General features: G+C 31.6%; 12 protein-coding genes. 8 read left to right on the forward strand and 4 right to left on the reverse strand.

Going from position 1 to position 15,251, the window contains the following annotated elements:
* Positions 1-2 precede the first annotated feature (2 nt).
* Genes AC4FQ5_RS02835 through AC4FQ5_RS02850 form a run of 4 tightly spaced genes read right to left on the reverse strand, consistent with a single transcriptional unit; the run spans position 3 to position 7,571 of the window.
* Positions 3-2,348: a sensor histidine kinase gene (locus AC4FQ5_RS02835; RefSeq protein ID WP_491140989.1), complete on the reverse strand. Its 2,346-nt coding sequence runs from the start codon at positions 2,346-2,348 to the stop codon at positions 3-5.
* A 12-nt stretch (positions 2,349-2,360) separates the two neighbouring features.
* A complete protein-coding gene (locus AC4FQ5_RS02840) occupies positions 2,361-3,467 on the reverse strand; it encodes a phosphoadenosine phosphosulfate reductase domain-containing protein (RefSeq protein ID WP_491140990.1) in 1,107 nt (368 codons plus the stop codon).
* Positions 3,467-6,682, reverse strand: a complete 3,216-nt coding sequence (locus AC4FQ5_RS02845) for a hypothetical protein (RefSeq protein WP_491140991.1) — start codon at positions 6,680-6,682, stop codon at positions 3,467-3,469. Before AC4FQ5_RS02845 ends, AC4FQ5_RS02840 begins: the two co-directional genes overlap by 1 nt.
* Positions 6,672-7,571: a DUF4007 family protein gene (locus AC4FQ5_RS02850; RefSeq protein ID WP_491140992.1), complete on the reverse strand. Its 900-nt coding sequence runs from the start codon at positions 7,569-7,571 to the stop codon at positions 6,672-6,674. Before AC4FQ5_RS02850 ends, AC4FQ5_RS02845 begins: the two co-directional genes overlap by 11 nt.
* Positions 7,572-8,886: 1,315 nt before the next feature.
* Between AC4FQ5_RS02850 and tssD (AC4FQ5_RS02855) the strand changes: the two genes are divergently transcribed.
* The 8 genes from tssD (AC4FQ5_RS02855) to AC4FQ5_RS02890 all read left to right on the forward strand — a co-directional run bounded on the left by tssD (AC4FQ5_RS02855) (position 8,887) and on the right by AC4FQ5_RS02890 (position 15,251).
* Positions 8,887-9,273, forward strand: a complete 387-nt coding sequence (tssD, locus tag AC4FQ5_RS02855; protein WP_491140993.1) for a type VI secretion system tube protein TssD — start codon at positions 8,887-8,889, stop codon at positions 9,271-9,273.
* A 171-nt stretch (positions 9,274-9,444) separates the two neighbouring features.
* Entirely contained in the window at positions 9,445-9,831 is a 387-nt protein-coding gene (gene tssD / locus AC4FQ5_RS02860; RefSeq protein WP_491140994.1) for a type VI secretion system tube protein TssD, read from the forward strand.
* Between the two features lie 122 nt (positions 9,832-9,953).
* Positions 9,954-10,343 carry a type VI secretion system tube protein TssD gene (gene tssD / locus AC4FQ5_RS02865; protein ID WP_089875222.1) on the forward strand — a complete coding sequence of 130 codons (390 nt, stop codon included), beginning with the start codon at positions 9,954-9,956 and terminating at the stop codon, positions 10,341-10,343.
* A gap of 122 nt (positions 10,344-10,465) precedes the next feature.
* Entirely contained in the window at positions 10,466-12,364 is a 1,899-nt protein-coding gene (locus AC4FQ5_RS02870) for a type VI secretion system Vgr family protein (protein WP_491140995.1), read from the forward strand.
* Between the two features lie 2 nt (positions 12,365-12,366).
* The gene (locus AC4FQ5_RS02875; RefSeq protein ID WP_491140996.1) at positions 12,367-14,145 is read left to right on the forward strand and encodes a DUF3289 family protein; all 1,779 of its coding nucleotides are present in this window, start codon (positions 12,367-12,369) and stop codon (positions 14,143-14,145) included.
* A gap of 4 nt (positions 14,146-14,149) precedes the next feature.
* Positions 14,150-14,590 (forward strand): hypothetical protein, encoded by a 441-nt coding sequence (locus AC4FQ5_RS02880; RefSeq protein WP_491140997.1) that lies wholly within the window; start codon positions 14,150-14,152, stop codon positions 14,588-14,590.
* A gap of 108 nt (positions 14,591-14,698) precedes the next feature.
* Positions 14,699-15,112 carry a hypothetical protein gene (locus AC4FQ5_RS02885; RefSeq protein WP_491140998.1) on the forward strand — a complete coding sequence of 138 codons (414 nt, stop codon included), beginning with the start codon at positions 14,699-14,701 and terminating at the stop codon, positions 15,110-15,112.
* Entirely contained in the window at positions 15,066-15,251 is a 186-nt protein-coding gene (locus AC4FQ5_RS02890; protein ID WP_491140999.1) for a hypothetical protein, read from the forward strand. The genes AC4FQ5_RS02885 and AC4FQ5_RS02890 overlap by 47 nt, the downstream gene beginning before the upstream one ends.

The following is a 15,251-nucleotide window of genomic DNA, read 5'->3' on the forward strand; positions in this document are numbered from 1 at the left end:
TTTTAATTTTTTGTAATATAGAATGCAGGACCATATGATTTATTTTCAGAGGTAATTTGCCAATCAATATTATCTAACATATTCCTAGTGAAAGCTAATCCTAACCCAGTAGCATTTCTTTCCTTTTTTCCAGTAATCCCATACTCAAAAATAATTTCTAACTCATCTTCTTCAATTTTAGGACTTGTATTACTAATAATGAAGGTGCTTGGCTCTTTGTATTCGAAGTTAATTATTTTATTTGTGTGGGTATATTGTAACCAGTAAATCGAGTTATTTATTATATTTAAAAATGAAACCCAAAAAGGATATTCTATTTCTTTAATCTCTAATGACTCTAAAGAACTGCTAATATTAACAATGATTCCATCTTGTTCAATTTTATCTCTAAAAAGATGTAAAACCTTTTTAAATGTCTCAATTGGCTTAAATGTTTTGTGTCTTCCTTTACCGATTGCAGGCTGAAGAGAATCTTTTAATTCATCCATTGCTTCTAAAGATAAATCTATGTTTCCTATTCGATTTATAAAATCATTTCTTAGATCATTATCTTGAATATGCTTTACTTTTAATTTCAATAAACTCACATCTCCTCCTATTGCTGAGATTGGTTGAGCTAATTCATGATAAATTAATTCAAGACTTGTTCCTAAAGTTGCTAAACGTTGAGATAAGGTTAAAGTTTCCTGCATATTGTCTAGGGAAGTGTTTGTTTCTGTAACAAACTCTTGAGTTAGCTTCATTAATTCAGGATCATTATTGCTTTTCTCCGCCAAGTACTGTATGAATTTTTCGGAATCAGGTCTTTCAAATCTATTCTTAACACTACCTTTCTTAAGTCCGAGATTATGAATTAATCTATATTTAGCTCTTCTCCTTCCAGCTTCTTCTAATATCCCTGTTATTGATTTCTTAAAAACAATAAACGCTTTATTTTCAAAAAAACCTTCCCTGTTTGTTTTTTCACTTAACCCGTCGTTTTCAGGCGAGTATAAAAAAGTGTAACCCAAAATTTGGTTTGGTCCGATTGATACAATATGTTTTTTTACTCTTTGAGCTCCTAAACCAAGCCAGTCTTGTTCTTCTTCACCATAAGGTTTTACACCAAAACCATTTTTGGAAACTTTTAACCCCAAATATCTACTCATAATTGCAGTGGCTTCCCTTCGTCCGGCTGCTTTTAAAAGTTTTACCATTTTTTGTTTCGAATCTTCATCTAAATCATAGATTCTTATATCGAAGTAGAATTCTCCTAGTTTTGTGTCCTTATATTTTGTAGGGATATCCTCAAAAGTTATCTCTTTTCTCTTATTCAGATCTTCGTCTGAAAGTAAATATTCTGGTTCAATATCAAAATTTTCGGGAACTCCTTCTTCGCCCAATCTCTTACATATATATTTCCCTTCTACTTTATTATTAGCTGTAACCTTGCCAAAAATTCTATAATCGTAGTATTCAAATATTTTGGATGTTTCAATCTCAATAAAATCAATTTTTCCCTTAACTTGATTTTTAATAAAATTCAAACCATAAAATAATTCAAATGTTCCAGAGCCATTATCTATTTTATTTTCCTCTTTAATTATTCCTTCCTTAACAAGTTCTTTTTGGATAAGAGTATTTTGCTTTAGTGGAGTTATTAAATCTACTAGACTTTTGTAAAATGTTGTTGCTTCAATATCTTTTAAATTAACTTCCTCCTCAATTATTCCTTTTACGGAATCATCCACATCTTGAAGTACAATCATTGTACCTTCATTGAATGAATTGAAGGGTTCGGAATTAAGTATATTTAATAAAACTCCATTTTTTGCTAAATCATTTTCCTTTAACAATTCTTCATCAGAAAATAACAAATTAAAATCATTTGTAGTTCCTCCAGGGAAATCAACTTTATCTAAAAGACTATCAACTCTAAACAACTCTCTATCAATTCTTATCCAGCTGTATTCTAAATCATTAGCTTGCTTTGTTACTACGGTTAGATATCTTCCTAAAGCCATAGCAGCAAGTCTACCAATACCTTTTGAGCCTAAATATCTTCTCTCGTAAATCAAACTTTTTCGGTTACTTCTATCATCATCTCTTTTACTACTTCTTGAAGTTATTAACCAATCTTCAAAAAGAGTATCACTTTTCATTCCTAATCCATTATCCTTGATTATTAAAAAATTTTTATTTGAATCAATATCGTACTGTGTGTACACCCAACACTTATCTGCATCTGCATCATACCCATTTTTAACTAATTCATTAATAGCAGTCGAAGGATGACCAATTTGCTCCTCACCCATCTGGATGATAGACATCGCTCCTGAAACAAATTTTAATTTTTTATGGTCTATCATAGTGTGTTTCTATTATATAAAACAACTCGCACAACCTTCACCTTCAGCATCTTCAAGAATATCTAAAAGATATGGTGACTGTACTTTTGTTTTTTTGCGTTCTTTGCGTTTAATATATTCTTCTTTTATCTTTTCTATGCGTTCTGGTTGTACTAGTTCTGCTAGAGATTCATCCTGTATCCAAGTATAGCCATCTTTCTCATATTCCATTGCTTTCAAGAACAAATCTGGATGTTGCTCATATAGCCAAATCCACTCTATCTTTTGTTGATAAAAACAAAAAAAGCAACCGGAACGGCTTCGGGCATAAGTAGACTTTTTACCATTTATTTCAAATTCTATAGCTCTATAATATTCCGGAACACCTACACCTGATTCTTCTAAAGTTTTAAAAATGTCATCCCTAACTAATATATCTTCATTATTAATCAGAGGAAATTCATCTTCTTTTGATATTGGATAATCTGTTGTTTGTAAAAATTGGAATAAAGCATTATTGTATTCTTTAATCCCTAAATCTAACAGGCTATTCAATTTTTGCGTTTGACTGAAATTAATAGAAACTTCTTCATTTATAACCTCAAAAATTCGCTCTCTCTTTTCTCCTAAATCTAATGTTTCATAATACCTTAAAACATTATGAATATTATTGTTTGAAAGAAATTTGGCACTGACATCTTCGCTAAAAATATTTTTTCGGAACGGAAAAATAGACTGAATATTCGATTTTTTGGATATATATCCCTCTCTATCCTCGTCTCCCCGAATACCAACATAAGATATCACTAAATCATCACCTACAAACTTTTCAAAAGGTTCTAATTTCAGTTTTTTTGTACACCATCTGGACATAGATCCGGGCAAAAATCCATTATACATTTTTATGTAGTGATCAAATGGATTTAATGAATCATCTGAAAGAACGGGTAGCTTTTTAATCTCCTTACCAAGATAGTTTTCAAGACTTTCAATCAAATCGTAAGTATCCTGAAGTTCTTTTCCTGTATCTGAAGTGTAATATTCAATATCTAACTCCGGATAGTTTTGCTTCATGTATATAGCTAAAGCAGCACTATCCTTGCCTCCTGATATTCCTAATACGTGCCTAACTTTACTCATTATAATAAATCTTTTAAAACCGTTGTTATCGCAGCTAAGTCAATACTTTTATCTTTTGATAATAACTCTTTTATCTTTCCTTCGAGATTTTCTACCTCTTTACTTTTGCCTTTCGGCAGTCGAATTACCTTGTTTGTCATTCCTCCTTCAAAAGAATTAATCTGAACATCTAAAGCTATTTCTTTTTTCTCATCAAATTTACTCTTTGAAATCCTATTCAGGCTATCTAAATCCAAAATCATATCCGTGAACTTGTCATAAAGCAAAAGTTCGTCTTCATCTTTAAATTTTTCCAGTGATTTTCCTGTTAAAGATTGAGCTAACGAACTCAACCAAGCTTTTTTATCTTCAATTTGAGAATCTATTCGTTGTACAAATGATTTTTGAGAATTCAGCAACAAATGACGATGTAGGCTCGTATATCTTTTTTGAAATTTGATTTTATATTCTTCAAATGATACTGACTTATCAAAGTATTTATCTTGTAAAAAAGATTCGAAACGGTTTACCAATTCATCGAAACAATTACGAACTTCTTTTATAGAGTCTTGTAATTGAACAATAAAATGTTGTAATTCCGTTCTGTCTCTTTGTATTTTTGCAACAGAATAACCTAATGCAGTAGGAAAATCTTCGAAGAAAGATTGTTCAGGATCTTTAGAATTAGCTATTGCTTCACGAATAGCAATGCTTTCCTTTGACAAGCGTTTAGTTTCCTTTGAATAATCAGGTAATCCTCTATAAAACACCAAAAATGGTTTTATTGTTTCGATGAAAGTCTGTGCGTTACCACTTTTGTTTAAATCAATATTTAAAAATTTACGATAACTATTAAAAATATCAAGTTTAACACCTTCTAACACAAAAGATTTAATTTCAAAATCTTTCGGTATTTTAGAAATAAGTTCTAAAATGTCTTCATTAATTGTTGGTGTATAAATACTTTCATTAAATAAAGCATATTCATCCCTTTTAATAAATAAAAAAGTAGGAATCCAAAAATCAATGAAACCTTGTTTAAGTTTAAATGGCTTGTTATTCAGTATCTCGACAAATTCTGAGACACTTCTTTTTGAAAATTTAGCACTGTTTAAAAACTCAACAGAAGCGTCCCATAAATTATAAAATCCATTTTCATTATGCGGCTCAATCAAATTGGACGAGTTGTCGTCACATAATTTGATGCCATTATTTTCCAATAATGATAGATATATTGTTTTCTCGGGCGGAAACTTATCTGTATCGAAACCAAGCTGAGGCATATCCCAATCATTAGCCAAAGCATTAAAATATCTTCTTTTTGCTGTATGTATAGATGTTGATATTTTATGTTTGTTTACAAGTTCATTATTAAAATATGGTGTTTTGTAATAGACTGTTTTACAAATCTCAGACAAGAAAGAGTTAAATTCTTTTTGTGACTTTAATTCTTTTTCGATACCATTGAAAATCCATATCACAGATGCTTTATTACCAAAAAAGCTGTTGAGTATTTTATGATTTAATAAATTTCGCTGATGTACAACAATATTTTTAAGCTCTGTAACAGCAACTTTATCATCAGAATTTTCTTCAATTACCTTTCTTGTTTTTTCAATTTCAAAGAGTAAATCTTTAATCTCTTTAGAATTTAAATAATAGCAATATAGAATAGCTTCCTCATTTTCTTTGGAGATATTTTTAATATCTTCAAGAATATTTTTTTCATTAAAAATTAAATTAATGAATCCATCAACATCTCCTTCGGGCTTTATAGAAATAGGCTGAGACGAAATTTTATATTCAAATAAACGAGGTGTTCCAGTCTCAAACATCGCTCTTTTAGCAAGAACAGGCGGTAATGAATAATTTTTATTAAGTAGTGTTACAACATCTGTAATGCTATCAATTTTATCTCCTGCCTTAAATAATGCTGTTGGAATGTCTAAGTCGGTTCCTTCAAAAAGAATATATCTGTTATTATAATTTCTATAAAAAATTACTTTTTTTATTTCTAAGTCCTCAATTAAATTATCAGCATTCTTTATTCCTAAACTCTTTTCAGCATATTTTGTCAGAAAATCACGATTTATGTATGAGCCAGCCTGTGCATTAATTGATAATAGACCGATTGTTTTAACCAATTTTTCATATTCTGGAAGATGTTTATCAAACAAAACTTCCACTTTTTCTAAAGAAGTTTTTATTGCTTTCCACGCACTGAAATCTTGATTGTATCTTGAGTTAAGATCAGAAAAATAATTATATACCAAAAAATCATATACTTCAGCTATTGAATAAAAATCATCTCGTAATATACTGTGTTGATATAAACCTGTGTGATCAGTTGATTCTAAGAAAGAAAATAATGACCGTTCATTCTGACCATACTTTTGTAATGATAAAGTTAATACATAAGAAGATATCGCATCTAAAGGATATAGCTTTTTAGCTATTTCATTAATATAGTCCTCATTTGTATTAAAAACCTGTGATGCTGTTAGTAATTCTACTAATTCTTTAATTATTTTTTCTTTCTTGTTGGTTGATTGTTTCTCTTCTATATGTTCAGATGCGAGGAATAATAACTGTTCAACTGGTTCATTAAAAGTAATTTCCTTAAATCTCCCCTTTACTTTTGTCCATTCTTGTCTTTGTGAGAATTCTAAATGGATAGCATAGGCATCAAAATTTTGATGTACAGTTGTCAATAAAACAATATTATTATCTGAATTATTTACAAATTCAGCCAATTGCTGAATAAAATATAACTCTTTCTCGGGCTCATTTTGGGAAGCGTACTCCAAAAATTTTCCAAATTCGTCTATTACAATAAAAAGAAGTGGATTCTTTTTGTCCAAATCATAGTAACGATTATATATTTCAGAGAAGATATTTTCTGTAACGTTTTTATCACTATTAATTTCAAGTAAATCAGCAAATGATTCCTTCAATGATTTATACTCACCTACTATTTTAATAAAATCTATTTTTGGGTTTGAAAGTAAATTCAATCCAAAATATGATTTATTTGATTTCAGTGTTTGTTCTACAGCCCATAAGAATGAACTTTTACCTGTTCCGTAAGATCCAATTATATTAAATGATCTTATGCCTTGTTTAAAATCATTACTAATCTGATTACTTATACGAATGGCATTAGGGGTAGGTATATATTTCAATTCCCTATCCGTATCACGAATAATATTAGTAGATGTAGTGAATTTATTTGCCATAATAATGATTTAAAACATCAAACTTGTTGGGTTTAGATGTGATTTGTAACTCTTTTATACCAGCGTGGTCACTTAACGTTATACCATACTTCTGATATTTTGAGTTATTTGAAATAGATTCCAGTTTTTCCATTAATAAATTTTTGGTAATAGCAAAAACAGAACCCGCCTGATTTCTATCTTGAAACAAGATATTTAAACTTATTGAATTTTGAAAATCCTGCTTATCCAAAATTGTATATAAGATAATTTCCTCTGGCAGATTATTACGATTCTCATTAGGGATGGAATATAAACTACTACTACTTTTCTTTTCCTCTTGTATGAGATTTAAGTCTGTCAATAATCCAGAAAAAGTATCTTCCTTATCTTTAACTTGCTCCGTAGTTCTGATATACATTTTTGTTAATACATCGAAATCTGTTCCGGCTGTCTTCTTATTAAATTGAGAAAAACCAATTTCATTTGCTTTTCTTTCTGCAAATGCTAAGAAATTATCTTTTGTAAATTCTATCTTTTCCTTTCGTAAATCGTTAAAAATCAAATCATATATTGATGCAAGCCCATGAGTCACCAAATGATAATGAAGTAGCCACAATGTAGCTTCATCTTCTAAATAAGGATCTTTACCTTCTACAGAAAAAATATAGTCAGCTAAATTTGTAATATTACCATCTTTATCGATCAATCCAAATGCCTTCATCCAAAAGTAGATTGCAGAAACCATATTTTTACCCACACCTAATAAAACAACCGCTTCACTATCCGTAAATTTATTCCCTTTCTTTACAAAATCATACCCTTTCTTTAGCCACAGTTGTCTGCAATGAAAAGTATCATGACCTGAGAAAGTGAGTTTAGTTGATGGAATGATCAATGTTTCAGACATTTTTATTATTTGTTCTTATTGTTGATACAAAGTAACAAAATATAACTAAATTTTAAATACGATTATACAAACTTGTAGTATATATTCAGGAATTTCATTCTCTTCGCTCCGAAGCTCTCAGTTTAAAAGATTTCGTCTTTTTTAAAAGCTAAATTTCCTAAATATATCTTTCAAGGCATTATTTGAACTGAAGTGATATTGTTCTTAATAATAAGTTCTCAACTCTTTAAGAAACCAAATGTTTCGAGCCCTGCAAGGAGTTATAAATTAAGTTAATGTGCTGAAAATCATTACTAATAGGTTCGAGCTAGTGTCAATAGGGGGAGCAAAAAGACTTACAGAAATGTAGGTCTTTTTCGTTTATACCCTTTGATACAAAATAATATCTCCTTACAAGCATTGAGAAGTTCAAAATAAAATGATGGGTTTTAGGCAATTCCCTAACCAATCATATTTATTTGTTGAGTTTGATAAGAGTTTCGTAACTAAGCAGCATTATTTACGCTAACCATTTCGTCAGGTTCCTATTTGATTTTCAAGAAAATAAATAAGAAGAAAACTAATATTTAAACAATAAATACAGTTTCTCTAAGAGTTTTAAAATTCTTTTTTTTAAGATTTTTGTGTGAGCATTACATTTGGATTGAAGATGACATGAAAATTGTATAAAGTCATTAAACTCAAACAGAAGTCTATATGAAAAAGTATTGTACGAAATGATTAGAAATCACAACTGTGACGAAGTTATCCCTTGGTCAACTGTTGGGTATTATCTAATTAAATTCTGCAAGAAAGGTTAACAAGTTACTCCGATTGGTATTTCCATCGGAGTTTTTTCGAAAAAAATTAAACAATTCATTTCAAATCAGAAATAATTGGAACAAAAACCATCCGTTTTTAAAGAAATTTTGTAGATTTTTATCTACAAAGGTGAATAAATTGTGAAATTTTCATTTTCCAAATAATTTAGCTGTAGTATTTTATTAATATGAATAAATATCACATTTTTTAATTATGTGAAAATCTGCTTGTAATTTTTGCTTTCTATTTTACGAATATCTTTCCATAACAAACTGATTTACTAAAGCTTAATTTGAAAAAGAGCATTTGAAAGTATTTGCAGGATTGAAAAATAATTCTACATTTGTTTTATAAATATTTCTACGTAAGAGTAAAATGTCAGAAAATATTTAGTAACATCCGAATATATTCCATATTGGTTTGATGTAAAAGTTGCAGAATGATGAAAAACACAAATCCGGATATATTCCATTATTGGTAGTATTAAAATTTAAACCTTTAAATATATTTTATTATGTCATTTAAAACCATTTTGGAGTACGCAGGAAAAAAGCGTAACGTACTATCTGTAGAATACGCAATGCTACAGGAAACCGACAAAACAGGAAGACCCTCTTCCGTTACCCGAGGCGGTAAAATCTTTATTACAGTAGAAGGTACAGGCGAGACCGATCTTTTTGAGTGGATGACCAATTCATTTGAGAGAAAAGACGGTAGTGTGAGGTTTGTGAAAAGAGACAGCGATGCGACACTGAAGGAGCTTAAATTCAAGGAAGCCTACATCGTAAAATACAACGAAAACTTTGATGCATCAGGAGAAAATCCGTTAACTGAGACTTTTGTTCTTTCAGCGCAAGAGATTGAGTTGGGGAATGCCAAACATACCAATGAGTGGGTATAGTTTTTTTTCAGCAAATCCGTCAACATTCTTTAAACCACTAATTTGACCTTACTGTAGAGATAGGGATTAAATTTAACTAACTTCAATTGTTTCCTTATCAGGTACAAATTTATTGGTGCAAAGACTTTTTAAAACACAAATTCTATTCATAACAATTAAAATTTTACAATTATGTCATTTAAATCCATATTAAAAGTAGCCGGAAAAAACTACAACGTATTAAATGTAAATTACGGTTTATTCCAGGAAACAGATGCTACAGGAAGACCCTCTACCATTACAAGAGGCGGGAAAATTGAAGTAACCGTTGAAAGTACGGGCGAGACCGATCTTTTTGAGTGGATGACCAATTCATTCGAGAGAAAAGACGGTAGCGTTGTATTCTACAAAAGAGACAGTGAAGCTACGCTTAAAGAACTGAAATTCACGGAAGCATATCTGGTAAAGCACAAAGAAAAATTTGACTCCGTAGGAGACAATCCCCTTACCGAAAGTTTCATCATCTCTGCAAGAAAAATAGAAATGGGAAGCGGAGCTTATGAGAATGAGTGGGTGTAAACCATTTAATGTAACAAAATGGGTAATATAGAATTGCCCATTTTTTTGCTTTTTGAAATAGAGATTCAAAAAAAAAGGATTAAAAGCCATCAACAGGAAATCATCAACTAACAACTAAAAACATGTCATTTTTATCAAAACTAGAACTAGACGGCAACACCTACAATATTTTGGAGTGCAAATACAACTTCATTCAACCTGTTGACGGAACCGGAAAACCGAAAGGAATGCCCAAAGGAGGAGACATCATCATCAAGATCGAAAGTACCGGAAACCCTGAACTTTTAGGATGGATGCTGGATCATAACCAGATGAAAAACGGAAAAATTATTTTCTACAGAAGAGATGCGATGAGCAAACTTCAGGAACTGAATTTTGAAAAAGCATACTGCATCGAGTTTACAGAATGCTTCAATGGACTTGACAGCCAGCCTTTGCAAATAGAGATGCGCCTGATTGCCAAGAAATTCAACATCAACGGAGCTACGCACGAAAAACAGTGGCTGGAATAATGATAAGTGAATAATTATAAATAGTTGCCAACAATTAAAGATATTTTTCCTGAATTTAAACAATTGATTTTAAAATTAATCATCATCCCCTCATCAATAATCATTCACCAATAAAACATAGTATGGAAAACGAACCTTTTGATCCCTCAATATTCGGCACTTCCCGCAGGTTTGAAGACTGGCTTCATGATAAAACCAACCCTCTCGTTTATTGTTTGTTGACTTTAGACGGAAAAGAATTTATCCGTAAAAACAGCTATACAGTAGAACTGAGCCAGAAAACCAATGACCACGACAGCTTTACGATTATCGTTCCGGATGATGCTTTAGACACCTTCAAGGGTTATGTGATGGAACACTCCAGAAATTTGCTGGGCAAAGAAATAGGAATTACCTATTGGCGGTTTGGGGCAGTTCAGCATTATTTCAGAGGCATCATCGGGAAAATCCGCAACAAAAAAGACGAAGGCGGTGGTTACGGAGACCTTCACATTACCGGATTTGCACCAAGTATTTTGCTGGAAACCGGTAAAGACTGCCAGAGTTTTGAGGACAAAACACTGGAACAGATTATAAAACAGGTAACCGAAGAATATCCGCAGGAAGCCAAAATTGAAATTTCTTCTAATTATCTCAACGGGTACAACAAAAATCCGCTTCCTTACACAGTTCAGTACAAAGAATCCGATTATGGGTTTATTAAAAGACTGGCAATCCGGCACGGAGAATATTTCTATTATACTGGAGAGAAGTTGATTTTTGGAGGTCAGGTACAGCCTATCCTTAAGCTGAGCGAAAATGTAGATTTAATCGATGTTGAATTTGAGATGCAGATGCAGGCTCAGGATTTTACCTTCACGGGTTACGACACCCAAAGCGGAGCCAAAATAGAAAGAAACAGCAGTAGCGCAAGAAGCGAATTTAAGGAAAGTCCGTTTCAGGTGATTGCAACCAATGCTTCTAAAAACGTATTCAAGAAGAAACCTAAAATGCACTTCAACCACACCGGAATCCAAAAGTGGTCGGAAGGTCAGTTGGAAGAAGCGGTAAGACTGGAGAAAGAAAAGCGTGAGAATCTGATGCAGGTAAAAGGCAGAAGTAAAACTCCCGAACTGAAAATCGGCGGAAGAACGCAGCTTTCCGATATCAACGGCAAAGCGATGGAAACTTACCGAATCATAGAAATCAGGCACGTTTACGAGCCGGGAGATTATTACAACGAGTTTGTAGGAATCCCGGATTTGTTCAATGCTGCACCTTACATCGACACCGAAGCTGTCCCAAAAGGCGAAGAACAGCCTGCAAGAGTTGTTGATAACAACGACCCAACAGGAGCAGGAAGAGTTCGTGTGCAATTTCCATGGCAGGAAGAAAAGGGGCAGAAAACTCCGTGGATTAGATTAATACAACCCCACTCTGGAGCAGGAAAAGGTTTTCATTTTATTCCTGAGATCGGGGAGGAAGTATTGGTAAGTCATGAATCGCAAAATGCCGAGAAGCCTTTTGTGATGGGAACGCATTATAATGGGAGTGAAACGAGTTCTTACCACACCAGTGGAAACGATAAGAAAGTAATTCACACCAGATCGGGAACAAAGATTATTTTGAATGATGCTGAAGGTTCTGTTTTTATAGAAGATCCGAGTGGAAATACTTATCTGATGGATGGTAATGGGAATATTAATGTGAATGCACCGAAGAATATGACTTTTACGGCGGGGGAGAATGTAACAATAACGGCGGGAATGAACATTACTTCATCAGCTGGTTTAAATATTTCTGAAACTGCAGGCATGAACCACAGTAGTTTTGCTGGAGCAATGATGATGCAGAATGCTATTGCAGATTATTCTTTAATGGCTGCAAATATTATGGAAGTTGCTCAGGGTGAGAGGAAGTCTAAGGCGAAGGAAATAAACGAAAGTGCCGAAAATAAAGAAGTTTCGGTGCAAGGGAATAATAATTGGCACACTCAGGGAGAATTTAATAATAATAGTGGACAAAACTCTAAATCTCACTAATTATGGCAGGTGGAAAAATTACGAGAGTAGCTATCCAAAAATCCAGTACAGAGGTAGAAGGTAATTTTGAAGGATTTTATAAAAATCTAACAATGACCGCTGGAGATAATAATGGCTTTAAGGCAAAAGTTACTAATCATGGTACTCCAGAAAAAGAACCGAAAGCAGGAAAATATTTTGTAAAAGGTTGGTGGACAAACCATAAAGATGAACCCATAAAAAGAGCTGTCTATGGTCAATTGTTACGTTTTCATATAGAGATGGATAAAACGTATGCAAAACCTGGTGATGTGATTTACTTTGCATTATATGATAGCGACTTGAAAACTTTTGGGAATGATGTAGTGAAAGCAGATGACCCAATTCCCCTAATCCACTCAACTACTAAAAAGCCCTACACTTGGGAAAAAGTAAATAATGAGAATAAAGTAATTATTCATTTTTCTACTGATGATACTCTTGAAAGATGGACTCAATGGTTAGATCAGGACAAAATTTTTGAACTTTATTTTCGCTGTTCTTATGTAAACAAAGGAGCAACCGAACATGTGGGACTCCCTTATAATTTTCATGATTATCTGCAATTGGGAACTTTGGTTATAGACCGTTACAAAATGCCTGGCTTGAAACCAGACGGTTCTAATATTGCCGATGATATGACCTATGGGACAGGTCAACCTCATAAAAAGCTTATATATTCTGCTGATAAACTATCAAAATATAAAGAAGAGTATACCACTTTTGGTTTTGATTTTTCTAAACACGCTCTATTTGCAGATGCAGAAGATTATATCCTCATGGAACCTGAGGAAATAGAAGATGTAGTAATAATTAATAAAAAGCAGGAAGATTACAAATTAGAAGCAGATAATACAACCGTTTACAGACCCCAATTTCCCACTCCAACAGAAGAAAGAAATGGATTAAGAAAAGTTAGAAATAAAAACGTAAAAGCTATTTATTCTAAAGAAAAAATAAATGAATTATTTATAATGCGAGGAGCAATTAGTATTGATGATGAAGGATTATTATGGAATAAATTTAAAGATATGGTGCAAGATATATTCTCTTCAGGAAAACTAGAAGCAAATATATTAATGATGGTTGATAAGATGAAACAGAATAAAGGTGGAATTTATGAAAATAGTGATTTAACAGATGCTATTCTCGCGAATCCTGCAACATCATCTTATTGTCAAAATGTGGAAGATTATATTGCAGAGCAATTGAAAACAAATTTTTCTAAACTAGAAAAGGCTGAAGATAAAGAGCCATATTTTGGAAAAAAAATAGGAGATAGGATTGTTTTCTCTAATGTAAATAAAGGAAACAGAATAGAAGCAAGGAAAAATTTTGGAAGTCCTGCATATACTTGGAAAAAAAATTGGAATATATTTAGAGGGGAAACTATTGCTCTAAACGACATTTGGGCAACTGAAGTAATTTTAAAAGATGTTAAGTTCAATGGAGATGATTATACTGCAAAATATGAGGTTACTCTTTGGGATCACTTTGGATTGGATATACCAGATGTAGATATAATACTAAGCCAAGGTAAAGTTTATGCTATTTTAGCAGGTTTCCGTGCTTGGTTTGTTTTACAGCATTTATGGGGATACAAACCATTACTAACCAGAATGAATTTCACAAAAGAATTTTCTGGAAATCTGAATATAGGATTAGATCAAATAGAAGCGCGAAGAGCAGCAGAAGAACAAAGACGAAAAGAAGAGTTGATAGAAAAAACCCAGCAAGAAATATGGAATAGCCCTAAATTTTAATTTTATGAAGAATTTGTTTTTACTATTATTAATTTCTGTTATTTTTTTTTCTTGTGAAGAAAAAAAAATAGAGTTTATAAAATCAGAGCCCATAGGAAATTTAATTTTATTAAAGAATCTTCCAGAAGAGGATTCTTTAATAAAAAATCAGATTTCATATTTTATATTAAAGAATTATAAAAAATATGATAAAAGTATTACTTATTTTAGTTTTTATAGATATACAACTGATACAAAGTTTTTTTTAAAAAACAGAGAGGATATTTCTGGAGGGGTTTCAAATCATGAGTTAAATGACTATCCAGAAGATGAACTTGCATATTATTTAATATCAAAATGTGAAAATGATTCTACACAATTGGTTGGGAAATTTCATTTTTATGGTTTGAGAGGATATATAAATGGTCAAAATAAATCGGATACATTGATATACAAATGTAATTAATATTACTAAAGAATTTTCTATAATTCTGAATATTGGATAAAATAGAAGAAGAAGAATTGATAGAAAAAACCCAACAAGAAATATGGAATAGTCCTAAATTATAGATATATGAAAAAAATTTCTCTTTCTATATTAATAATATTCTTTCTTTCTTGTCAAGAAAAGAAAGCAAAATTTATTCAATCTAAAGTGTATAATAATCTTATTTTGATTGAAAATTTGCCACAAAACGATTCAATTGCAAAAAATATCATTATAGATTTTTTGAAAAATAATAAGAAGCAAGAAGTGGAATTATATAATTACTCAACTAATACAAAATATTTTCTAACAAATCGAGAAGATCCAGGCGGATTTTCTAGTGAAGAATTATATCGTTATCGGGATGAAGATGGAATTGCCTCTTTTTATTTCGCAAAATGCAAAAAGGACACTACAAAAAAAGTAGGAATTTTAAGATATTTTAACAGTAAATATGGTAGCTATTACAGACCGGATACGATTGTTGGTAGGTGTAATTAATATTACTAAAGAATTTACAGGAAATCTGCAGAAAGGAAAGGCAGAATTAGATGCGGAACGCGAAAAGCAAAGGAAAGAAAATGCAAAAGAATTAAATGAAAAAATACAAACAGATATTTGGACAAGTCCTAAATTTTAA

The organism is Chryseobacterium sp. DT-167 (assembly GCF_058310155.1).

What these genes read in the sequence shown, in the direction of transcription:
- AC4FQ5_RS02835 (WP_491140989.1), bottom strand. Translation starts at nt 2,348, where the DNA reads ATGATAGACCATAAAAAATTAAAATTTGTTTCAGGAGCGATGTCTATC.
- AC4FQ5_RS02840 (WP_491140990.1), bottom strand. Translation starts at nt 3,467, where the DNA reads ATGAGTAAAGTTAGGCACGTATTAGGAATATCAGGAGGCAAGGATAGT.
- AC4FQ5_RS02845 (WP_491140991.1), bottom strand. Translation starts at nt 6,682, where the DNA reads ATGGCAAATAAATTCACTACATCTACTAATATTATTCGTGATACGGAT.
- AC4FQ5_RS02850 (WP_491140992.1), bottom strand. Translation starts at nt 7,571, where the DNA reads ATGTCTGAAACATTGATCATTCCATCAACTAAACTCACTTTCTCAGGT.
- tssD (WP_491140993.1), top strand. Translation starts at nt 8,887, where the DNA reads ATGTCATTTAAAACCATTTTGGAGTACGCAGGAAAAAAGCGTAACGTA.
- tssD (WP_491140994.1), top strand. Translation starts at nt 9,445, where the DNA reads ATGTCATTTAAATCCATATTAAAAGTAGCCGGAAAAAACTACAACGTA.
- tssD (WP_089875222.1), top strand. Translation starts at nt 9,954, where the DNA reads ATGTCATTTTTATCAAAACTAGAACTAGACGGCAACACCTACAATATT.
- AC4FQ5_RS02870 (WP_491140995.1), top strand. Translation starts at nt 10,466, where the DNA reads ATGGAAAACGAACCTTTTGATCCCTCAATATTCGGCACTTCCCGCAGG.
- AC4FQ5_RS02875 (WP_491140996.1), top strand. Translation starts at nt 12,367, where the DNA reads ATGGCAGGTGGAAAAATTACGAGAGTAGCTATCCAAAAATCCAGTACA.
- AC4FQ5_RS02880 (WP_491140997.1), top strand. Translation starts at nt 14,150, where the DNA reads ATGAAGAATTTGTTTTTACTATTATTAATTTCTGTTATTTTTTTTTCT.
- AC4FQ5_RS02885 (WP_491140998.1), top strand. Translation starts at nt 14,699, where the DNA reads ATGAAAAAAATTTCTCTTTCTATATTAATAATATTCTTTCTTTCTTGT.
- AC4FQ5_RS02890 (WP_491140999.1), top strand. Translation starts at nt 15,066, where the DNA reads ATGGTAGCTATTACAGACCGGATACGATTGTTGGTAGGTGTAATTAAT.